Below are 23,395 nucleotides of genomic sequence, written 5' to 3'. Positions count from 1 at the left end.
TGAGCCTTGCTATGAGTTTTTCAGGTTTAATCGTCATACACTATCTTTTTTATAAACTATGCCCTTTTAATTTTCAATATCGCTTCTTTAGCAAAGCCTATAATAACGAACGATGATTTTGCTAAAGGAATGAATTTTTACCCGATATCAACGCTTAACTACTTATTATAATTAGCCAACAGCCAAAGGTGACTTATGGACAACGCCCTAGTACAACCAATGAACGATGAATTTAAAAAGCCACTTCCCGGTACTGATTTGTATTATTTTGACACCCGTGAGGCCGTCGAGAGCATCGAAGCTGGCGCGTATGACAAGCTACCATTTTGCTCAAAAGTATTGTGTGAAAACCTAGTACGCCGTTGCCCACCAGAAGAGTTAACCGATGCGCTAAAGCAGCATATCGAAGGCAAGCAAGATCTAGACTTTCCTTGGTACCCTGCCCGCGTCGTTTGTCATGATATCTTGGGTCAGACGGCCTTTGTTGATTTGGCAGGTTTGCGTGATGCCATCGCTGAGCAAGGCGGTGATCCGTCTAAGGTAAACCCTATCGTGCCAACTCAGCTTATCGTTGACCATTCATTGGCCGTTGAGCATGCAGGCTTCGAAGACGACGCGTTTGAGAAAAACCGCGCGATTGAAGAGCGCCGCAACGATGACCGTTTTCACTTTATCAACTGGTGCCAGTATGCCTTTGACAATGTAAACGTCGTACCGCCTGGTAACGGCATCATGCATCAGATTAACTTAGAGAAAATGTCACCTGTTGTACAAGTCGTACACAATAAAGCGGGTGAAGAAGTCGCGTTTGCCGATACGTTGGTCGGTACGGATAGTCACACGCCGATGGTCGATGCCCTAGGTGTGATCTCAATCGGTGTGGGCGGTCTAGAAGCCGAAAGCGTCATGCTAGGTAACCCATCATATATGCGCCTACCTGATTATGTGGGTGTCAAATTAACGGGAAAATTGCAAAAAGGCATCACTGGTACGGATCTTGTACTGGCAATGACTGAGTTCTTACGCGACGCAGGTGTGGTCTCTACCTATATCGAATTCTTTGGTGACGGTGCACGCCAGCTAAGTGTCGGTGACCGCGCTTCTATCTCCAACATGACGCCTGAATATGGTGCCACTGCCGCGATGTTCTATATCGATGAGCAAACCATTGACTATCTACGTCTGACGGGGCGCTCTGAGGAACAGATTAAACTGGTTGAGCAATACGCCAAGCAAACGGGCCTATGGGCTGACGGCATGGAAAAAGCCGAATACGCACGCGTCCTTGAGTTTGATTTGTCATCAGTCGTACGTAATATGGCAGGCCCGTCGCGTCCCCATGCCCGTGTATCGACTACCGACTTGGTTGCCAAAGGTATCGCTCATGGCGCTGACGAAAAACTGCCTGAACCAAAAGATGGCCTGATGCCAGATGGCGCGGTGATTATCGCTGCTATTACCAGCTGTACCAATACTTCAAACCCACGCAACATGGTGGCAGCAGGTCTTGTCGCTCGTAATGCGAATGCCAAAGGCTTATTACGTAAACCTTGGGTGAAGTCATCATTAGCACCAGGCTCAAAGACCGTTAAAATGTATCTAGAAGAAGCAGGGCTGATGCCAGAATTGCAAGAGATTGGCTTTGATGTAGTCGGCTTTGCCTGTACCACGTGTAACGGTATGAGCGGTGCGCTAGACCCTGATATCGAAAAAGAAATCATCGACAATGATTTGTTCACTACGGCAGTGCTATCTGGTAACCGTAACTTTGACGGTCGTATCCATCCGTATGCCAAGCAAGCATTTTTAGCATCGCCGCCACTGGTTATCGCTTATGCCATCGCTGGTAACATCCGTTTTGATATTGAAAAAGACTCATTGGGTAAAGACCAAGACGGCAATGACGTCTATCTAAAAGACATCTGGTTTGATGATGAAGAAGTGGATGCCATTGTTGCAGCTGCTGTTAAGCCTGAGCAATTCAATGCCGTATATATCCCAATGTTTGATGAAGCCAAAAAAGACACGGGCAAAGCGTTAAGCCCACTGTACGACTGGCGTGAAATGACCACGTATATTCGCCGTCCACCGTATTGGGAAGGTCAAATGGCAGCGATGAACAAACTAAAAGGTATGCGTCCATTAGCAGTATTGGGTGATAACATCACAACCGACCATATGTCACCATCAAACGCTATTCTGGGCTCATCAGCAGCTGGCGAGTATCTCGATACTATGGGCTTGCCTGCTGAGGACTATAACTCATACGCGACCCATCGCGGCGACCATTTAACCGCGCAACGTGCCACCTTTGCCAACCCTAAGCTATTAAACGAAATGGTACGCGATGAAGATGGCGAAGTTGTCCAAGGCTCACTGGCGCGCGTCGAACCAGAAGGTCAAGTCATGCGCATGTGGGAAGCGATTGAAACCTACATGAACCGTGAGCAGCCGCTGATCATCATCGCAGGTGATGGCTATGGTCAAGGCTCGAGCCGTGACTGGGCTGCCAAAGGCGTGCGTCTCGCCGGCGTAGAAGCCGTCGTTGCTGAAGACTTTGAGCGTATTCATCGTCAAAACTTAGTTGGCATGGGCGCGCTACCTTTACAGTTCGAAGAAGGTACGACTCGCCATACGCTAAATATCAATGGTACGGAAACCTTTGATGTCACAGGTGAAGTCTCTGCTGGCGGGTTGATGACTCTAGTGATTCATCGTACCGATGGTAGTACCACTGAGACGCCTATTATCTGCCGCTTAGATACGGCTGATGAAGTCAAAATGTACAATGCTGGCGGCATGCTACAACGCTTTGCTAAAGAGTTTATAGAGGGTACGCTGGATATTGTCTAGGGCTATCCTTAGGTTTTAGTGTGATAAGCAATAAAGAATAAAAGTTGCCGATGTTGTATAACCTTATATGACGTCGGCTTTTATTTGCTTTTGCGTTCTATACACTGAGTTTTGTTACTTACTCCTAAGTACTAGATAGCAGCTAAATATTGAATTTGCTTAACCAATGGCGTAATATGTACCATATATTGTACAAGTCATGAAGCGTATTATGAAAGGAGTAAACCATGAGAGTCGTTAGTTTTTCAGAAGCCAGAAAGCACCTAAAATCTGTCCTAGATACGGTAAACGATGATGCCAATGCCACTATCGTAACCCGCCGTGACGCTGATGATGCCGTTGTGATGTCACTTGATTACTACAATAGCCTGATGGAAACCGTCTATCTGCTAAAATCTCCTGCCAATGCGGCGCACTTAGCGGACTCTATTGCCCAATATAAAGCTGGCAAGACGGTTACGCGTGAGCTAATTGATACGGCAGAAGATAGTGATAAAGGTGATGGTAGCAGCGATAATAATGAACATACGGATGGCGATATTGAGAGTGCTTGAACTCAAAGGCTTTAATCAATCCAAAGGGTCTAACAATGAGTGAACAACTAGCATGGACAGACGCTGCGTGGAAAGACTATCTGTACTGGCAAACCCAAGACAAAAAAACACTCAAGCGTATTAATAAACTTATCACCGACTGTAAGCGTAATCCGTTTGAAGGGATTGGTAAACCTGAACCTTTAAAAGAAAACCTATCTGGATTTTGGTCAAGACGCATCGATGACGCCAATCGATTGGTATATGCCGTCGATGATAATTATCTGACGATTATCTCTTGTCGCTATCATTATTAACCAAGCAAGTAGCCTTATACTTTACTCAACATTTATCAATATTTTATGCATAATAACGCTTCTATTTATTATTACTATTTGTTGAGAAATTTATGGGCTGGTTCAAACTATTCATTGCAGTGATCGTATTATATTTGGGTCAAAGCTATTATTTACTGTCATCAGATCATGTCGAGCAATTCTTAGCGCATAATAATGCGCTTGCTATGAACGATCCTGTTGCTGCTTGTGACAATTATAGTGATGATGTGACAGTAATGATTAATCATAATACGCTTCAAGGTACATAGGAAGTCGAGGGCGGTAAGGATGAGCTATGCGGCTATATGAAACAATCCCAAGCCGCGTTGGTCGTGACGCAAGCCAGTACTTCAGGGTATTTTGAAAACATGGAAGTGACTACAAGCTTCCCTTGGCAAAAAGCCCGTGCCAGTTTTGATGAAATCAATAATGTCAAAATGGGCACATTGGGTTCAATCAGCAGCAAAACCCATGAAATATTGAGTATAAAAAAAACACTAACGGGGCTTGAGATCGTATCTGTCAATTCTACTGGTGGGGCGAATATAGCTAGATAGTAAAAGCGTTTATTGATGCAACGTTTATATCTTTTTATAGCTCACCTGACAAAAAGGCTGTTAACTATGTCGTATTGCTATATTCCAGAAGACAATTTATCGCTTATCTTAAGAATCGCTGCTAACAATTGTGATTTTCTTACTTTCAGTGATTGGGAGTCAAAAACGATTGCTGACCTTTTATATCAGAGCTTAATAGTTGAACTTTTCAAGTACGATAGTGTCAGTTTCTTAACGTTAGACCATATTTCTTCCCCCTACCAATGGCTCTTTTATTATCAGCAGTTTGCTAATGCTTGTCGTATCATACAAACAATGCCTGAAACCATTGACTTAAGCACTTTGGAATACCTTAATTCTGCTGGTTGGAGTAAAAGCGTAAAAACTGTCCGCTTAAAAAAAGATGCTGTATTGGCTTTAAACGAACTGGCTAAATTAGCAACATTCCCTGAGCTAGACAAAGAATGGTTGAAATTATTTGAAACTATTAAAGGACAAAATATCCATATTATGGAGACCAATAATGCCATGAATCAGAAAAGCATAGGGCTTAATATGAAAAACAAGTCCTTATTCTACTCAAATGCTGAAACTGCAAACTGGTATGATATTTTGTCTGTAACACTTTATAGCAATAGTTTTTCAACAGACTTTATAGAATCTGTTGAAAAATTGAATGTTCAAGAAACTAGCCCGCTCATTGAGGGTAAACCTATGTTAATCGTATCTTCATTCAACAAACATGATTTATGAGCGAAGACCTTATTTAAAATCAATATTTCCATCACAAAATATTTAAAAGGACTTTAAGGTGTCAAATAATAAAAATACATTCGCCCCACAACTATCTGTCCCCGCTACTCATATGCGCGGTGGTACTTCAAAGGGGACATTCTTTAAACTGTCTGATTTACCTGAGCGTTGCCAAGTCGCAGGCTCTGCGCGGGATAACTTCCTATTACGTGTCATCGGTAGCCCTGATCCTTACGGTAAGCAAATTGACGGTCTCGGCAATGGCAGCTCTAGCACATCAAAAACGGTTATTTTATCGGCCTCTGACAGACCAGATCATGACGTGAACTATCTGTTCGGGCAGGTCAATATCGCAAAGCCTATGATTGATTGGGCGGGTAACTGTGGTAACTTAACTGCAGCCGTCGGTGCCTGTGCCATTAATATGGGTCTAGTTGATGCCGACAAAATTGCTAATAGTATCGATGACAATGCTGAAAGCGGGATTTGTGAAGTGCGTATCTGGCAAGAAAATATCGGTAAAACGATTATTGCGCATATTCCAGTCTATAAAGACGCGAATGATAAAGTACAAGTTCAAGAAACGGGCAACTTTGAATTAGATGGTGTAACCTTTCCAGCGGCTGAAGTTAAAATTGAGTTTATTGATCCTGTAGATGCCACCAGCGACATGTTCCCTACTGGCAACTTGGTCGATGACTTCGATGTTACTGGCTGCGGTTTAAATACCGATAGCGTCAAAGCGACCTTTATTAGCGCTGGTATCCCAACCATCTTTATGAAAGCAGAAGATTTAGGTTTTACGGGTACTGAGCTACAAGGCGACATCAATAGCGACGGTGAGCTACTTGCCAAGCTTGAGAAAATCCGTGCCACAGGCGGTGTTGCTATGGGATTTTTCCAAGATGTCTCTGAAGCACAGACTAGCCAACACATTCCTAAAGTCGCTTGGGTTGGCGCAGCACAGAGCTATACCGCCTCTAGTGGTAAGTCGGTCGATGTAGAAGAGATTGATTTAGTGGTACGTGCTATGAGTATGGGTCAACTGCATCACGCTATGATGGGTACAGCAGCAGTCGCTATCGCCGCTGCGGCAACCACACAAGGCACGCTCGTCAATCAAGCAGCAGGCGCTGGTGAGCTGACAGAGGTGCGTTTTGGCCATCCATCAGGTACATTGCTCGTTGGCGGAAAAACCGAACTGGTCGATGGGCGCTGGCAAGCCAAAAAAGTGTCGATGAGTCGCTCAGCAAGGCGTATCATGGTTGGCGAAGTTTTTGTGCCAGCGGATGCGTTTTAAGCGTAGACACGGCTTATTTTAATTTTTAATAAGATCTTATGCCAACATCTCCCCAATCCCGCCGCGTACAATTAGACAAAAAGCCTCCCGTCGAAAAGAAAGAACGGCGGGCGCTACTGTGGGATATTCTAAAAAAACTGGCAGTATTTGCTAAACCTTATCGCCTGCTTATCATTGCTACTTTAGTGCTGACCGTCTTAGGCTCCTTTACCGCGCAGGTCAATGCGTTTGTACTACGTTATACCGTTGATACCTTGACCGAAATTGCTACGCTTGCCGAGCCATGGCAAGCAGGTCTGCGTATGTTAGGTATTATTAGCGCGGTCTTGCTGACCAAAGAGATCCTGTCGATATTCATCTCTTTTGGTCAGCGTTTTTTTGGTGAAAAGATTCGTATCAACTTATCTCGTGACTTGTCCCAAAAAATCATTGAGCGCATCCTTACCTATCGCATGGCGTTTTATACCAGTAGTGAAAATGACAGTGGTAAACTGCAAACCCGTATTGACTATGGTGTTAGTAGTTTAACCAGCCTCGTGCAAAACTTCTTTATCGACATGCTGCCGTTATTTGCCAATGCGATTGTGGCACTTATCATCATGTTTTCGACCAATTTTTGGGTTGGCATGGTGGGTCTTATTATCATACCCATTTACTTTGTTATTAGCCAAAAGCAAGCACGGCGTCTACAAGGTTTTCGTCGGCAGATGCGCGGGTTTCGAGAAGCCAAAAGCGGTTTAGTGATCTCTTTGATTAATTCAATCAGCGTGGTGAAATCCTTTGTCCGTGAGTCCATCGAGGCTGAGAAGCACTTAGCCATTCAAAAGGAAATGACCGACAATCAACTACGCATTCGTAGTATTGGCTTTATTTATGATGCCATCAAAACCTTTATCGAGCAGATTGGTGTGGTGGTTATCATCCTTCTCACCGCTTATTTTGTCCTACAAGGTGAGATGACCATTGGTATGATTTTGTTTCATGTCATGCTGTTTCAAAATGTCGCCGCCCCTATCCGTCAATTACACCGCATCTACGACCAGATAAATAATGCATTGACCTATGCCGAAGGTTTTTTTGATATTTTAGAAGATGACAGCCAAGTCGAGAGCATCGCTGGTATCAGTAGCGACAACTTAAAAGGTCATATCGAGCTTAAACATGTCGATTTTACTTATCCGAATGGGACGCAAGCGCTCAAAGACGTCAGCTTCACTATTAAGCCCAACCGTATCACGGCGCTGGTTGGCCTCTCTGGCGCAGGCAAGAGCACGATTATCAATCTATTGGTCAAGTTCTATGCCCCAGACGCTGGCACGATCTGCCTAGATGGGCATGATTTGGCCGACTGTGATACCCACGAGTTGCGCCAGCGCATCGGCCTAGTACTACAGAGCAATCATATTTTTTCGGGTACGATCAGTGAAAATATCCGCTATGGTGATATGAATGCCAGCGAAAATGACATCATCGTGGCGGCAAAAAAAGCCTCTATCCACGAGCAGATCATAGGGTTAGCTGATGGCTATGAGAGTACTGCCAAATCCTTATCAGGTGGTCAACAGCAGCGTATCGCGCTGGCAAGGATGTTTTTAAAAGACCCGCCTATTGTGTTTTTGGACGAGCCGACAGCCAGCCTCGATGCCATTGCTAGCCAACAAGTCAAAAAAAGCCTAGATCTGATCAAAAAAGACCGTACCGTCATTATGGTCTCGCACAATATTGCCCAAATCATCGATGCGGATGATCTCGTGGTGATAGAAAATGGCGAAGTGGTTGAGACAGGTACGCACGAGGCACTTTATGCCCAGCGCGGCAAATATTTTGAAATCTTTAGCGCCATGTCTGATAGCCTAAACTTAGACAAAATCAGCCAGACCCTAAACGGTTAGGAATGGTTAATGTGTACCTAAATCGTTATAATGCCTCTATTTTACCGCCTATCGCCAGAAGCTAGACTATTATGACTTGTGAATTTTCCTTAAAAACCTTTGACGAGCTGACCTCAGTTGATCTTTACCATATCCTAAAGGCACGCTCGCAAGTGTTCGTCGTCGAACAAAACTGTGCTTATCAAGATATGGATGAAGTGGATTTTGATTGCTTGCACCTAATCGCTCATCAAAATGCAGCACTGGTGGGCTATTGCCGTATCATTCCACCTGAGTTTAATAAGCTAAAATCCAATCTATCAGTAGCTGATCCTGCGATTAAGACCAACCACACCGCGATGCCTGCTATCGGTAGAGTGCTTGTGCTATCGGAGCATAGAGGTGATGGCCTAGCACGGCAAATGATGAATCAGGCTATTGCACAGTGCCGCAAAAAGTATGGTAAAAAGCGCCCGATTATCATCTCGGCACAGGTTTACTTACTGAGTTTTTATGAGTCGTTAGGTTTTGTACCTGAAGGCGAGCATTATCTCGAGGACAATATCGAGCATGTAAAGATGGTGCTATACGTTGCTAAGAAAAACAAAATCAAAAAAGAGAGCACGGATACTGCGTCAACTACGACCAAAGTGTTAAGTTTCCTGCTATTTATCATGGCCGCTTTGTTTGTTTTAGGTCTGTTGTACTTAATGATTTAGATCGCTGCTAACATCTTAATTCTTAACATAATTCAAATTGGTTGTTCCGTATTGAGTATGCTACTTTCAAATAATGATTCATTTAAAAGGATGGCTGAGATAATCAGCCAAGGAAGTAGCACACTCAGGATGAGGAACCAACCATGTCAAATAATCACTTAGATAACCATTCAAATACAGCCAATGTAGATATAGCCAATTCAAATAAAAATGATGCGACGGTAGAGAGCAACATCCGTCCAGAATATGACGATGAAATTCAAAAAATTGCCGATTACGTTCTCAACTATTCAATAGATAGGCAATCCCCAAACCCTACTGATGCGTGGAATACCGCGCGCCACTGTCTGATGGACACGCTTGGCTGCGGTCTATTGGCGTTGCGCTTCCCTGAGTGCACCAAGCACTTGGGGCCTGATTGCCCCGATCAAATAACGCCGCATGGCGCTCGCGTCCCTGGCACCTCCTATAAACTAGATCCTATCAAAGCCGCTTTTGATATTGGCTGCATGGTGCGCTGGCTTGACTATAACGATACGTGGCTTGCTGCTGAATGGGGCCATCCTTCTGATAATCTGGGTGGTATCTTGGCAGTCGCCGACTATATTAGTCAAAAAAATATCAGCCAAGGACAAGCACCATTAACCATGAGAGCAGTGCTTGAAGCCATGATCATGGCGCATGAGATTCAAGGCGTACTGGCGCTCGAAAACTCATTCAACCGTGTGGGTCTTGATCATGTGTTTTTGGTCAAGTTGGCATCAACAGCCGTCGTCGCAAAACTTTATCAGCTACCACGTGAGCGCATCATGGCAGCCATCTCACAAGCCATCGTCGATGGTCAGGCACTGCGCACCTATCGGCATGCACCCAATGCTGGCAGCCGAAAATCATGGGCAGCAGGTGATGCGACCAGTCGTGCGGTACGTCTGGTCGATATAACGGTACGTGGTGAAATGGGTATCCCTGGCGCATTAACCGCACCGCAGTGGGGATTCTATGATGTGCTATTTAGCCATACCAATAAGGATCTAGTGACCAAGCCTGAAGGCGAACGTCGCTTTAAATTCCAGCGTGATTTCGGTAGTTACGTGATGGAAAATATCTTATTTAAAATAAGTTTTCCTGCTGAATTTCATGCGCAAACTGCCTGTGAAGCCGCAGTCATTTTGCACCCACATGTGAAAGGTAGAATCGACGATATAGAAAGAATTGTCCTAACTACCCATGACTCAGCAATTCGAATTATCTCAAAAGAAGGAACGCTTGCCAATCCAGCAGATAGAGATCACTGCTTGCAGTATATGGTGGCTGTGCCGCTGCTGACAGGCGATCTGATGGCAGAGAACTATGAAGACGACTATCACGAACAACATTTGTCAATCGATGAGCTGCGCAGCAAGATGGTTGTAGAAGAAAACGAGCAGTATTCAAAAGACTACCACGACCCTAGTAAGCGCTCTATTGCCAATGCCATTCAAGTTTTCTTTAACGATGGTAGCAGTACGGAACAAGTGGCTGTTGAATATCCCATCGGGCACAAACGTCGACGTGCCGAAGGTATCCCTGTACTGGAAGCCAAGTTCCATGCCAGTCTAGCCACTCGTTTTATCGAAAGTCGCTGTCAGCAGATCATTGAGTTATGCGACGATCAAGAAAGGCTAGAGCAGACGCCGGTTAATGAGTTTATGTCGCTGTTTGAAGCGTATTAGATTCATGGATCATTACTACGTACGCTAGCGCCAGTCTCCTGACGGCTACCAAGGTATTGACTCTCCAGCCCAATCGACAAAACTGCCTGACTGGGTAGCAGTCATCTCTGAGAGCACCTCCAATAAGCATTCCGCACTATACGCTGGCGAGAACAGATGTCCATCAGCAACATTGCCTTGAAACGGCGCGGATAGTTGGGTATTGACGGTGCCTGGTTGCATAACTACCACGCATACATCTTTAAGTGATCTGCTCCATTCGATACTCAAGTTTTTCATCCCCATGTTTAACGCCGCCTTGCTCATTCTATAGCTATACCAGCCGCCTAGCTGATTGTCAGTGATACTACCGACGCGGGCTGATACGGTCGCAAAAATAGCAGGATGATTGGCGCTGCGATTAGCCTTGGCGAGCAACGGTTTGATGTGTTTGGCTATCAGCAAACTGGCTAGCGCATTGATTTGCATATTTTGCAAAAAGAACTCCGTTTCCATCTGTCGCAAGGCCTTTTCTGGCTGCGCTGTCTCTGTATGTAGTAATCCCACACAGTTGATTACCCAATCCACATGACCGACTGTCTGTTTGATGGTATCGGCAGCTTTTTTGATGCTGTCCTCATTACTGACGTTCATTGGCAGCCAATGCAGGTTTTCTGCTTCAATGTTTGGCTCATTTCGATGATAAGTAGCAAATACTTGTGTGCGATGGCTTTGATGAGATTGACTGTCCGTCTGACTCACAGTCGTTTTTTGTATTAGCTGCTGTATCATGGCTTGACCAATGCCGCCTGTTCCACCGATGATAAGATAGGTTTTATTATTCATTTCGTTATTCATATGGCACCTTCCTTTTTTTGATATGTCTCTTTTATACGCTTTTTGACACGATTGGGTTTCATTTATTCATTTTGGCTGACTTTATAAGCGTTTACTATGATAAAAATAATAAAAGTCATCCTCATTCTATATACGCTACAATAATCTATAACGATTAGAACGCGCATTTTTTGCTTCCTATTTCTTATATTGACGCCTTCATACGGATATTATCGCATTATGCTATCACCCCAAGATCAACTGACCGAGCTGGTACGAGCCTTAGAGACCGATCAGCACGTCTTTGCCACTGACCCGTTATTAATCACGGAAAAACTACAGGGCGAGGATGGCACGCCTATTCAAAAGCTGCATCGACGGGCGTCACGTATAGATAGTAACGGGGCGCTTGAGCGTGTGCTAGGCAAGATTGATGGTCGCATAAAGGGTATTATGATCGTTATGAGCGTGGTGTGGTGTATCTCAGGGTTTTTGGGGTTATTTACGTTATTGCAGTCTAATGTTGTGAATTTCTTTTATGTGTTGGTCTGTCTGCTTGGCTTTCATACCATTATGCTTGGTGGCTGGCTTGCCATGACCCTTGTCAATCGAGATCAACAATCGCCCAGTTGGTTTGCGAGCTTTGTCAGTCCAAGTTATCTCATACGCGGTAAGGACGATGTGACCAAGGCGGCCGTCGATCTGTATGAGCGCCAGTTACAGCACAGCGGTATGCGTTGGTATTTGGGGCGGTTTAGCCATCAGTTGTGGCTCGCGACATTGACCGGTATGCTACTTGCAATTATATTTTTACTGATTGTGCGTCAGTATAGCTTTAGCTGGGAGTCAACCTTACTCTCTGATCAGGCGCTTGTGAGCCTGACTCAGATATTAGGTTGGCTACCTAGTATGGTGGGATTTGGTGTGCCAGACAGTACAGCGATCGCACAGAGCAGGCTTGTCACCGAAGCCATGCCGCTGTCTGTTGCACGGCAATGGGCAGGGTTACTAGTTGGTAGCTTGCTGATGTACGGCATTGTACCGCGAGCGATAGCATGGGCATTTTGTGCATTGATATTCCGCCGCAAAAAAATGCGTTTGGATATCAAACAACCCTATTATCAAAAAATCCTAAATTTTTGGCAGCGGCATGTGGTTGATGCTGATGATTTTACTGAGGCGCCAGCCCCTATCGCACCAAAAGCGACAGTCAGTGCGGGCAAGAAGTTAGTTGTGCTGCTTGAATACCCTGCAGATCAGGATAAATGGTGGCAGTCAGGGCTTGATGGCAGTCATCATGGTTTTGAACAATCAAGCGAGGTTGAGAATTTTGGTATCGTCGATGACCGTGATGATATGGCACGGCTCAAAAATTACTTAGATGCGCATCCTGTACAGGTCTTGCTTGGGATTCATAGCAATGCATTGCCAGACCGCGGTACGCTACGTAAACTTGATCAAATCGCTGCTCACGCCAAAGATGGGCTTATCGTACAACTGCTAGGTAATAAAAGCGTTTCTACAGGATTGACTAACGCACGTACCGATGATGAGCCATTAGACAAACAAGCGGTTCGTTATCAGCAGTGGCAAACGGCGCTCTCTGCACGAAAAATTGGCTTGGTTGATATAGCTACTTAACACATTTTAATTTTTAATCTGTTACTCAAGTATGAACTTATCGTTATGACTCGCATGATATACAATAAATAAATATTATAGGTCTATCACCTTAAGCAGGTCTAAAGACTTATTGATATAACAGTTGTTAAGATACGTTTTAATGGCTGTGACGTCATATCAAGACGACAAGGATGTTTTATAGTGGCTAGGAGCCCAAGATGGCAGCAGATAACTCTTTAAACAGCCCCCTTATGACCCTAGGTCAATATGGTCAACTATTGGATGGTTACAAAGAGGCATTAAACCAAAGTATCTTAACGGCTGCGCCAGAGTCGTGGCAGCCAATGCTGGCAAGCATTCTACCCGCGTATTGGCAGGAGTGGCTGCTACCGCTGGCTGGTGGCCCATTTTTCTTGTTATTTTTAGCAGAATGGCTGTATCAGTCCAAGCGTGGCAATAGTAAAAGCTTTAGTTGGCGCCGTGCGATGACCAATTTTAGTTTGGGCGGCTCTTATCTAGGGTTTGAATTGATTGTCCAAGCGCTTATCGTCATACCTATCTGCTTATGGTTATATCAATATCGCTTATTTACTATTGAGGTGACATGGCTTACCGCCATCCCTATATTCGTCGCGGTTGAGTTTAGCTATTATTGGTTCCATCGCGCGTCACACCGTATGAATTGGTTTTGGTCAGCGCATGTCGTGCATCATTCAGACGATCTTATGAATCTGTCCACTGCCATGCGTCAAAGCCTGCTGTACTCAGTGACGGGTTGGTGGTTGTTTTTTGTTCCGCTGATGATGTTGGGCGTACATCCTGTGTGGGTATTTTTCTTTTACGCCTTAGATTTGATTTATCAATTCTTTATCCATACCGAAACAGTCGGAAAATTTCCAAAATGGGTTGAGTATGTTTTTGATACCCCATCCAATCACCGCGCCCATCATGGCACCAACGACGAATACATTGATCAAAATTACGGCGGTGTTCTCATTATTTTTGATCGCTGGTTTGGTACTTATGTAGAAGAAGATACCATCAATAACCCCGTCAAATATGGTGCCGTTGGTGAAACCAGTCATGACAATATCATCAGCCTAATATTTGGCGTCTTTTACCGTATGTGGCAGCGGTTTTTTCGTGCTAAAGGTGTTAAGAAAAAGCTAAAGGTACTGCTGCGTCCACCTAGTGCTGTCTAATATAGTCAATTCTCTATACATTGGATACGGTGTCAGTCTCGCTTAGCCTACTATTTGTAGTGCTTTCACTCGTCTTCCTTGTAGCCAAAGTATATTGAACCGACTAGAGCATGATTACAAATGCGTGGACTACGATTTATGATATGACAATACGCATTCATAACCGATACTCAATCAGATTTGTTTTACAATAAATGGCTACTGTGTGTTTTTGCCATCAATAAATATAAGACGTTACTATGAATAATGACAATAAAAATAATCATGAGAATAATAAGCCTGCAGGTCTCTTTGCGGATAAGGCCTATGAGCCGACCCCTGATGTCTCAAGTACTCCTTCAGACAACACCTTAAAATTCACAGTAGCTCAGTCAATAGCTACTCAGGATAATCAACCTGTATCAACCGAAGCATCAGCAACGACAGCACCAGTGTCAAAGATGACAAAGAAAACCATCGCTAGTGGTGAACCGCTTAAATTGGCGGTCGTTGGTCATACCAATACAGGTAAAACCTCTATACTGCGCACGTTATTGCGTGACGTATATTTTGGTGAAGTCAAAAACGAAGCTGCAACTACACGTCACGTCGAGCAAGCACAGCTGACAGACAGTCGCACTGGTGATGTGCTAGTGGCATTATACGATACACCCGGTCTGGAAGATGCTTCAGGGCTTATGGATTGGCTAGAGGACAACACTGCCAGTCGCCGTGATGGTATTGAGCGCTTGCAACAGTTTTTGGCGGCGGATGTCGCTCAAGGTGCAGACAGCTATGACTTGCCCTATGATTATAGTCAAGAAGCCAAAGTAATTCGTCAGCTGCTGACAAGTGATATGGCCATTTACGTGGTAGATGCTCGTGAGCCTGTATTGGGTAAATATAAAGACGAGCTAGCGATTTTGTCTTGGGCTGCGATTCCTGTGATGCCTGTTTTTAATTTTACCGACAGTCAGAATGCCAATATCGACGACTGGCAAACGATGCTGGCAAGACGCAATCTGCATATTTCAACGCGTTTCGATTCGGTCGCGTTTGAGTTTGAAGATGAGATGCGTCTATGGAAAAACCTGGCCACTATGCTCACCCACTCTGAGATGCTTGAGCAGCTGATGCAACGACGGACTGAGGATTGGGCGCAGCTGTATGATGAGGCCAATATCATCATCGCTGATTTTTTATTGAATGTTGCTGCCTTTGTACGCGAGATCAATGAAGATGACGACCCACTGCCTGTGTTACAGCAAATGCAAGAAGCCGTTAGACAAAGTGAGCGTGCGATGCAGCACAACTTACTTAACCTTTATAAGTTTTATGACAATGCCGTCGCTGCAACGCCGCTTGAACTACAAGCCTATCAACAAGACCCATTCGACCCTGAACTTCTCAAAAGCTACGGCATTCGTACCACTTCTGGTGCAGCAGCTGGTGCGCTTCTAGGACTAGGTATCGATGCAGCAGCCTTAGGTACGACACTGGGATTGGGTGCCGCAATAGGTGGTATTGCAGGCGGGCTGCTATCGAATACCAGCAGTATTGCCGATAGGATTACTGGGGTAAAACGCTTATATATCGATCCTGCAACATTGACGCTATTAGCAACACGAGCATTAGACTTACTTACTGCATTACGCCATCGTGGTCATGCTGCTACAGATGCCACTCAGTTATTATATAAGGGCGAAAAAAACAGTCTTGGAACGTCGTTAACTGACGACAGTGATCATGCAGATGAAGACAATAATCCAATTACTGTCTGGCCAGCTCATAAATTACCAAGTGAACTCAAAAAAGCGCGTGGTAAACCACAATGGTCGTCGCTTAGTAGCGGTAAGTCCGAACAAGCTCAGTTGTTACGTACAGACATGGCATGGTCTCTGTCAGGTAAGTTACAGTCGTATAAGCGTAAGTCATAAATTACCAGCGAACTATCTATGCACTCTATACACTTAACAACGCACTTAATGCATCAGTACCGCGTACATCTGTCTGTTGCAGGTAAATCGGATACAGCGGATACTTGGTAAAGCTTTGTTCGATATCCTGCAGCAAATGCTGCTGACGCTCAGCGCGGCGGCGCCAAAAATCATCCGACTGCGTTGTTGATATCAGCTGATTAACGACGATTGCTGCTGGCATGAGCTTACTATCTTCCAATTGCTCGATAGCGCGCTTGGTCTCAGCCAATGGTAAGACGTCAGCGGTCATCACCAACACAATCGCTGTTTGTGTACGGTCATGTAGTAGCAACCCTGCCTGGCGGAACAATTGCTTGCGCTTTTCTAATACTGAGACGGCTTGTTCCCAGCGATCTGATTTCTTTGCGGCAAACGGATTGGCTACATCGTTCTTTTGAGCGCTGTTTTTCTGATTGTGACTGTCCAAATGCGTCGCCACCGAACGTAATTTGGCCTGTCGCCGCTGCTGTGCAAGCAGCCCATCTGTCCACGCCCCCATCATTTCTGGTAATACCAACAATCGCAAAGTATGACCTGTCGGCGCAGTATCAAAGATAATGTGTTCATACCCAGCATCTGCCACTTCGACTAAATGGTGGCACATGGATTCGAGCATCGCAGCTTCTTGGGCGCCAGGTGCCGACTTAGATAGCCTCAGATGCTCACGAATTTTTGGCATCATATCTGGGTTGGCATAAGCTCTAATTGTACGTTCAACTTGAGCAAAATGTTCATCGACAATCACATCAGGATTTAACTCAATCGCATCTAGATAAGGTGATATTACTGTTTTTGCGTTATTGAGCTGGGTATTTAGTACATCGCCCAAACTATGTGCCGGATCGGTTGAGACAATTAAGGTTTTTTGCTGCTGGCTTGCATAGTAGCTGGCTAGGGCTGCTGCAGTGGTAGTCTTCCCTACACCACCTTTGCCGCCGATAAATATAATCGGCTGTGTCTCCAACTGCTCTACCAATCCATGTAAAGGGTGTAATGCCATATTGTTATCTCGTATTTTGTCTCATTATCTAATAAATGCTTAGCTACTTTTTTATATAGTCAATCCACTACTGTTAGCAGCACCCAACGTGGTCAAATGGACATCTATCCATCCCCATACGTGTATGCCACTCATGAAAGTTCTCTAAAAATAATGGCTGTAGCTCTAATGTATAAAAGCTGGCGGGATTATCAATACCCAAACTCTCAGCAAACATAAGCAACATAAAAAAGTCTTCTTCATCACGTGCCGCGCGTGCCATTGTCTGACGATAAGGCGCATGATAAAACTCATTTAATCCACTCTTAAACCGTTGCCACCATGGTTGAGTGCTCTCTAATGGTTGAACATTTTCTATATCATTCGATGTGTTTTCATTTCCCATAATGTGCTCGTATTTTACTTAATTCTTATGATCTATCATGCCTATATGATACAAAAAACGCCAGCAATTGCTGCTAGCGTTTTTTATTAAACAGATACTCAATATGGTTTAATGTTTAAACCTCACCGCTTTTACCTTTATGTAGTGACCACTCTTTTCGTAGTACAGACAAACTCTCAAACGTCACCAAAATGGTCGCGATTAAGATAATAATATCCATAATAATAAGTAGCCAATTACCATCAGTAAAGAAGGTTTTGAGCTGAATCAATAGTGCAAAGACAGTCATAACCAACAAGAACGACAATGGTGCCAAGGTGTACCAAACTGGCTTGCCCTTACGTAATAAGATGATGGTAACGATCATCAAGGTTAAGGCAGCCATTAACTGGTTGGTTGTACCAAATAGCGGCCAAATGATCATACCGCCCGCGCCATCGATACCACCAGCACCGAACGCTAATAACAAACAGCTTCCGACAGCAAGTAACGTTGCAACGACACTCTTATTCAATACGGGCAAATTATAAAATTCACCAAATTCTTGGAAGATATAACGTTGTAAACGTACGCCAGTATCCATCGTAGTACCAGCAAACAATGCAGCCATTACCGTAAGCATGGTCTGTGATAGCACCATATCGATACCAACACCGGCATTTAATATGGTCGCACCGCCGTCGATGAACGCACCGATAGAGCCATCACCGAACTTTTGGTAGACCGCTTGCCAATCACCAAGAGTCGCAAAACCTGCGGTTGCTGCAAGGATTGCTCCAAGCGCTAGCATACCCTCACCCAATGCACCGAAGTAACCAACGAAACGAACGTCTTCTTCTTTATCAATCTGCTTAGAAGTGGTCCCTGTTGCAACCAAACCATGGAAACCTGATATGGCACCACAAGCAATTGTCACAAACAATAATGGTAGAAGTGACGGTGTATCCGCTGGTAATGCAGTGTTAACGGCTGGCGCGACAATATTAGGCGTGCCGATAAAAATAGCGGCATATAATAAAATCAAACCGACAAATAACTGTAAGCCATTAATATAATCACGAGGTTGAAGTAGCATCCATACAGGCAACAACGATGCAATCGCCGCATAGGCGAACAAGATCAAGATCCATACTGCGTTATCAGGCAAACCCATGACGGTTTCAGGTAACACAATCGGGAACATAGGGCCAAGATAGATAAGCCCGTACAAGGCCGTTACCCCGATAATGGAAACCCAGACCAAATTCATATTGTAGCGATAGATACACTGCCCGATGATAAAGGCAACCACTAAGGCACCCCAAACTGGCAATACCGCAGATGGCGTCTTGATCATCATATTGGCAATAGCTACGCCAAATACAGCATTGACCATCAGTAGTAATAAGAAGATAACAACCATCATCAAGCTGCGGACACGTGTGCCCATGACAGTACCAGCGATAGAGCCAATCGACTGCCCTCTATTACGCATACTTGCCCAAATAGCAGACATATCATGTACACCAGCCATAAAGATAGTACCTACCACTACCCAAATAATAGCAGGCACCCAGCCCCAAATAACCGCAATGGCAGGACCGATAATTGGTGCAGCCCCTGCCACTGACGTGAAGTGATGCCCCCACAATACATACTTATTGGTGGGAACATAATCGATCCCATCTTTCATCGTATGTGCGGGTGTAGGACGGCTGTTGTCCAATGCTAAAATTTTGGTGGCGATAAATTTTGAATAAAACACGTAGCCGCAAAGCATAGCGGCAACGGCGAATAGTAGTACGATAGCACTATTCATCTCATCTCTCCCTAGACAAGTAGTCAATAGCCTTATAAGTTCAAGCTTTTTGAATTAAAATATGAAAAATATGCTAAATTAGTGTGCGATGAGTGACTCAGCTCATCTATCGTTTAGGTAAATTCTAGCAATTTGCAAAATTATTACCAATCAACAAAGTCATTTATCTTATAACTAGGGCATGTCACTAATCAGCATTTGGTTTGATGAGCCTGAGACTGAAACTTTGTTTGAATAATAACCGATTTGGTGATAAATGTAACGTAAGTAAGACATAAAAAACAACAAATAAAGGAAGTGCAATGGCACATTATTTTGGATTCGTACCCTCAGATAAACTAAAAGCTTTAATCAGTGAGGCCGAACAAGTCGTTGCTTCAAATGAGAATGTAGAGTACTACCCTTATCGCGATGCTCTTACGCATCAGACAGCACGCGATCTTACTGATAATTTATTGGTTGGTTTGGTAGATATTATTCCTAACCCTGAGCGCCAAGCCTCTATGCGTAAAATTGTTGGAACGATTGAACGCGCAACAGATACTCTACTCAATATCTTACTAGGTAAAGAAAACAACAAAGACGTATTACCAAGTTTTCATTTTCTAAGAGATCACGCAACCTTTATTGATAATGAAGGTGTTAAACGTGTCGGCTTTAAACTGTCAGAAAAAGATGCCGATACCATCACTGAAGGGTTTGCTGCTATCACGCCTGAACATGTGGATAGAGCCAAATTTAAAACAGCACTCGAAACCATGAACGAAGAAACTTTGACCCACTTTATCAGTCGTTATGCCGAGACATTAAAGCTAGGCATGATCAAGCGTAAGTCAGTTCCAGTTGCCAAATCCGCAATTGATAAAGGCATGAGTATGGCACTTAATAAGCTATTACCTGACCTACCAAATGACTCATTGAATAGATTGGCCAATTATTACCGTCCATTTATTATAGAAAAGCCAGAATAACCCCAAAAGTTGGATTAATTTTGTCCCAAAAGTCATATGACGTTGGGCAAATTCACTAAAATTTGCTAAAATAAGCGGCACTTTTTACCCAAGGCGCACCCGATGACCCAAATCAGTAACCAAGAAATTGAAAAAACCTTACGCAACTCAGAGTGCCTTATTAGCAGTATCGAAGTAGCTGCTGCTTATGAGCGTTTGGCCGCTCAGCTCAATCTACATTATGCTGGTCTAAACCCAATTGTTATGGTCGTGATGAACGGCGGCTTGATCCCAGCTGGTCAGCTACTGACACATCTTACGTTCTACCATCGCATGCATTATATCCATGCGACTCGTTATCGCGATAACGAAGGTACTAATGAGCTTGATTGGAAATTCAAGCCTGATGTTAGTATCGAAGGTGAGCACGTATTGTTAATCGACGACATCTTTGACGAAGGTATTACCCTAAAAGCAGTTGTTGAAGAATTAAGCAAAGAAAAGCCTCTATCACTTGAGTCTTGTGTCTTGCTTAACAAACAACATGATCGCAAAGTTTCAGATTTTGATGTAGATTTTGTGGGTATTGATGTTGCAGATCGCTATGTTTACGGTTGTGGTATGGATTTCCATGGTTACTTGCGTCACCTGCCAGGTATCTATGCAATCAAAGAAGACAAAGTTTAATTCTAGACTTAATTGATTAAAATAGTTAAGTCCTAAAAAAGCATCCAAATTGGATGCTTTTTTATTGTGCTGATTTATTGTGCCGACAACAACTTGAATGAATCGTTAAAACTGTAATGCCAAACCAGTATGCCGCTCAGTTGGTGTTTGAACTGCTTTTTCTAAGGCGTGCTTGGTACTATATATCGTTACCTGCTTCTTAGCACGAGTCACTGCCGTATAGATAAGCTCTTTGCTCAGCAATCTTGCATGACTATTATCAAAAGTAATAGCAACATGATTAAATTCAGATCCTTGTGACTTATGAATAGTCATTGCATACGCTGTGGCTATCACCTCTTCATTTAGCAAATTAACAGCTATCCCTTGTGTCTTATTTTCAAAGAATACTTCTAATTGGCTCCTTTCATCTGATGTTTGTAAGCAGAAACCGATATCCCCATTAAATAGCCCAAGCTCATAGTTGTTTTGTAGCACCATAACAGGACGTCCATGGAACCACGTGTTTTGTCCCAATGGTAACTTTAACTCAGCAAGATGCCATTGAGTGAGGTAGTTATTGATATAGTGGTCGCCCCATTCACCATTATGGCCAGCAGTGAGGATTCTAAATTGATTAAATACTTCCATTAACGAAGAGGTAGTATTTTTAACTGATTCTGGCACGGATTTTTCTATTGGATTCTTTAGTAAATTTCTAATTTTACTTATGTATGATTGGTAATTATTGGAGATTTTTGAAATAGCTTTTTCTTTGCTTAGGCTATTTTCTATATTATTATTTAATATAGACTCTGCTTGTAACAAGTTAACATATTGAAAACTCAAAGCAGCGTCTTGCCTTAATAATTGCCAAATAGCTTGAAGATTTGTCTCTGCTTTATTGATTTGAGTGGCCAGTTTACCGATACCTGACTCGGCGCTAAATCGGCGGCTCTCGGTTAGTTCTGCATGTATGGGTTGCAGTAGCGGAATGCGACAGAGATCAGCCAATACTGCTCCTGCATCGACGGCTGCTAACTGATTAGCATCGCCTAATAGTATTATCCTAGCACCTGGCTTTACTGCGCTCACAAGATAATTGGCTAACTCAACTCCGAGCATAGATGCTTCATCAACGATGATAATATCTTCACCGAGTGGGTTGTTGGCATCGTAGCGCGGTCTACCCGTTCGACCGATACCTAGCAGACGATGGATGGTTTTTGCCTCTTGCAACTGTAGCTCTACATTTGCGTCGTCTAAAGCCGCCTGTAGAGACTCCTGCATACGTTGGGCCGCCTTACCCGTTGGCGCTGCTAATGCTAGACTAGCACTGTCTGTGCTAAACCTAATATGTTCAGACTCATCTCCCCTATTCTCTGTCGCCTGTTGTAACGCGATAACCAATTGAGCAACAGTGTAGGTTTTACCTGTCCCTGGGCCACCAGTAATGATACTAAATGCATTATTGTTCGCCACATTGATAGCGGCTATCTGTTGGTCATTTAAGTTCTCAGGCATGGCTATGTCTAAAGGCACTATCTGCTGATTCAAAATATGATTGATATGCTGTGCTAAGTTAAATTCTGCTTGCCATGTGCGGTGTAGCCAAAATGTGATTTTTGAACTTTGGGTCTCTTTATTCTTAGTTATGTTATAAATAATTGGTTGATTATCTTTGCTTAGGCTATTTTGATTGTTGTTACAATTACTGTTCGCCTTAACATTAGCAAATAAAGCATGCTCATGGATTGAATGAACGAAAGTATTTAAGTCGCTATTTTTCAAGCGCTGGTATAACGTAGTTATCGCATCAAAACGTTTGATCAACGTCTCTTTTTCATGGTTACTAAGTGCTAGCTGCGCCCACAGGTAATCTCGCTGACCAAACAAAGTGTCCAGTAATACAAATAGCGATGTCTCCGTTGTAGTATCATCGTCTAGTTGCGTGTTTGGTTGCGTGTCTAGTTGCGTTTTCATCTGAGTATCAATCAGTGCAAAAATTGGTGTTGCCAGTATCCCCAATAATTGCTGCTGCCATGCGTATAACGTGACCACTTCCCCATTAATTTGCCCTTGCATGGGAGCTTCATGATCGGCTGCATTAATGGTTAATACAGTATGCCCTTCTTCCAAATGAGCCGCTAAAATAACGAATAGAGCCGTAAATAAATCGCTATCTTTTGACTTATCGATTCTTCTGTTTTTATCGTTTGTCTTTGCATCTACCGCGTCATATGCTACATGTGTTTGCTGACGACGCAACAAGATATAATCGCTGATGTTACTAGCCCAGCTCTCTTGTAAGCTAATGGCTGACTTGCTCTTATTGTTATCATTACTCATCGTATATTTATC

General features: G+C 43.7%; 19 protein-coding genes and 1 pseudogene. 15 read left to right on the top strand and 5 right to left on the bottom strand.

Annotated features, from left to right (window positions below; all coding sequences use genetic code 11):
• The first annotated feature begins 219 nt into the window (after positions 1-219).
• The 10 genes and pseudogenes from acnD (at position 220) to ACS8FA_RS21575 (ending at position 10,636) form a co-directional block, all read left to right on the top strand.
• Positions 220-2,853, top strand: coding sequence for a Fe/S-dependent 2-methylisocitrate dehydratase AcnD (acnD, locus tag ACS8FA_RS21620; RefSeq protein ID WP_439265578.1), 2,634 nt, complete (start codon positions 220-222; stop codon positions 2,851-2,853).
• A gap of 227 nt (positions 2,854-3,080) precedes the next feature.
• A pseudogene (locus ACS8FA_RS21615) lies at positions 3,081-3,341 on the top strand (type II toxin-antitoxin system Phd/YefM family antitoxin); the annotation flags it as partial.
• A 101-nt stretch (positions 3,342-3,442) separates the two neighbouring features.
• Positions 3,443-3,703 carry a Txe/YoeB family addiction module toxin gene (locus tag ACS8FA_RS21610; protein ID WP_075107120.1) on the top strand — a complete coding sequence of 87 codons (261 nt, stop codon included), beginning with the start codon at positions 3,443-3,445 and terminating at the stop codon, positions 3,701-3,703.
• Positions 3,704-3,795: 92 nt separating this feature from the next.
• Positions 3,796-3,993: a hypothetical protein gene (locus tag ACS8FA_RS21605; RefSeq protein ID WP_439265533.1), complete on the top strand. Its 198-nt coding sequence runs from the start codon at positions 3,796-3,798 to the stop codon at positions 3,991-3,993.
• A 36-nt stretch (positions 3,994-4,029) separates the two neighbouring features.
• Positions 4,030-4,281, top strand: coding sequence for a hypothetical protein (locus tag ACS8FA_RS21600; protein WP_439265531.1), 252 nt, complete (start codon positions 4,030-4,032; stop codon positions 4,279-4,281).
• Positions 4,282-4,296: 15 nt separating this feature from the next.
• Complete coding sequence (locus tag ACS8FA_RS21595) at positions 4,297-5,034, top strand: hypothetical protein (protein WP_439265529.1); 738 nt, start codon at positions 4,297-4,299, stop codon at positions 5,032-5,034.
• Positions 5,035-5,092: 58 nt separating this feature from the next.
• On the top strand, positions 5,093-6,334 hold the full coding sequence (gene prpF / locus ACS8FA_RS21590) for a 2-methylaconitate cis-trans isomerase PrpF (RefSeq protein WP_439265527.1): 1,242 nt from the start codon (positions 5,093-5,095) through the stop codon (positions 6,332-6,334).
• Positions 6,335-6,372: 38 nt separating this feature from the next.
• The gene (locus ACS8FA_RS21585) at positions 6,373-8,226 is read left to right on the top strand and encodes an ABC transporter ATP-binding protein (RefSeq protein ID WP_439265525.1); all 1,854 of its coding nucleotides are present in this window, start codon (positions 6,373-6,375) and stop codon (positions 8,224-8,226) included.
• A 71-nt stretch (positions 8,227-8,297) separates the two neighbouring features.
• Positions 8,298-8,924, top strand: a complete 627-nt coding sequence (locus tag ACS8FA_RS21580) for a GNAT family N-acetyltransferase (protein WP_057760177.1) — start codon at positions 8,298-8,300, stop codon at positions 8,922-8,924.
• 143 nt (positions 8,925-9,067) lie between these two features.
• Positions 9,068-10,636 (top strand): bifunctional 2-methylcitrate dehydratase/aconitate hydratase, encoded by a 1,569-nt coding sequence (locus tag ACS8FA_RS21575; protein ID WP_439265523.1) that lies wholly within the window; start codon positions 9,068-9,070, stop codon positions 10,634-10,636.
• Positions 10,637-10,681: 45 nt separating this feature from the next.
• Here the strand turns inward: ACS8FA_RS21575 and ACS8FA_RS21570 are convergent, their stop codons facing one another.
• Positions 10,682-11,473: an SDR family oxidoreductase gene (locus tag ACS8FA_RS21570; protein WP_439265522.1), complete on the bottom strand. Its 792-nt coding sequence runs from the start codon at positions 11,471-11,473 to the stop codon at positions 10,682-10,684.
• A 219-nt stretch (positions 11,474-11,692) separates the two neighbouring features.
• On the opposite strand from ACS8FA_RS21570, the gene ACS8FA_RS21565 reads away from it, so the two are divergent.
• The 3 genes from ACS8FA_RS21565 to ACS8FA_RS21555 all read left to right on the top strand — a co-directional run bounded on the left by ACS8FA_RS21565 (position 11,693) and on the right by ACS8FA_RS21555 (position 16,193).
• The gene (locus ACS8FA_RS21565; protein ID WP_427620078.1) at positions 11,693-13,093 is read left to right on the top strand and encodes a DUF2868 domain-containing protein; all 1,401 of its coding nucleotides are present in this window, start codon (positions 11,693-11,695) and stop codon (positions 13,091-13,093) included.
• Between the two features lie 200 nt (positions 13,094-13,293).
• A complete protein-coding gene (locus tag ACS8FA_RS21560) occupies positions 13,294-14,277 on the top strand; it encodes a sterol desaturase family protein (protein WP_439265520.1) in 984 nt (327 codons plus the stop codon).
• Between the two features lie 239 nt (positions 14,278-14,516).
• Complete coding sequence (locus tag ACS8FA_RS21555) at positions 14,517-16,193, top strand: GTPase/DUF3482 domain-containing protein (RefSeq protein WP_439265518.1); 1,677 nt, start codon at positions 14,517-14,519, stop codon at positions 16,191-16,193.
• 25 nt (positions 16,194-16,218) lie between these two features.
• Here ACS8FA_RS21555 and ACS8FA_RS21550 read toward each other — a convergent pair whose 3' ends face one another.
• The 3 genes from ACS8FA_RS21550 to ACS8FA_RS21540 form a co-directional block, all read right to left on the bottom strand.
• On the bottom strand, positions 16,219-17,235 hold the full coding sequence (locus tag ACS8FA_RS21550; RefSeq protein ID WP_439265516.1) for an ArsA family ATPase: 1,017 nt from the start codon (positions 17,233-17,235) through the stop codon (positions 16,219-16,221).
• A gap of 73 nt (positions 17,236-17,308) precedes the next feature.
• Positions 17,309-17,620 (bottom strand): cory-CC-star protein, encoded by a 312-nt coding sequence (locus ACS8FA_RS21545; protein WP_439265514.1) that lies wholly within the window; start codon positions 17,618-17,620, stop codon positions 17,309-17,311.
• A 115-nt stretch (positions 17,621-17,735) separates the two neighbouring features.
• A complete protein-coding gene (locus tag ACS8FA_RS21540; RefSeq protein WP_057760164.1) occupies positions 17,736-19,418 on the bottom strand; it encodes a carbon starvation CstA family protein in 1,683 nt (560 codons plus the stop codon).
• A 302-nt stretch (positions 19,419-19,720) separates the two neighbouring features.
• On the opposite strand from ACS8FA_RS21540, the gene ACS8FA_RS21535 reads away from it, so the two are divergent.
• On the top strand, positions 19,721-20,389 hold the full coding sequence (locus ACS8FA_RS21535) for a hypothetical protein (protein WP_439265512.1): 669 nt from the start codon (positions 19,721-19,723) through the stop codon (positions 20,387-20,389).
• 102 nt (positions 20,390-20,491) lie between these two features.
• Positions 20,492-21,055, top strand: a complete 564-nt coding sequence (locus ACS8FA_RS21530) for a hypoxanthine-guanine phosphoribosyltransferase (protein ID WP_439265510.1) — start codon at positions 20,492-20,494, stop codon at positions 21,053-21,055.
• Between the two features lie 105 nt (positions 21,056-21,160).
• Here the strand turns inward: ACS8FA_RS21530 and recD are convergent, their stop codons facing one another.
• On the bottom strand, positions 21,161-23,383 hold the full coding sequence (gene recD, locus ACS8FA_RS21525) for an exodeoxyribonuclease V subunit alpha (protein ID WP_439265508.1): 2,223 nt from the start codon (positions 23,381-23,383) through the stop codon (positions 21,161-21,163).
• Positions 23,384-23,395 lie beyond the last annotated feature (12 nt).

The sequence above is a fragment of the Psychrobacter sp. 1Y1 genome (genome assembly GCF_051847395.2).
Classification (GTDB): Bacteria; Pseudomonadota; Gammaproteobacteria; order Pseudomonadales; family Moraxellaceae; genus Psychrobacter.
The sequence above is the reverse complement of the archived record's forward strand: the minus strand, read 5'-3'. Positions and strand labels throughout refer to the sequence as shown.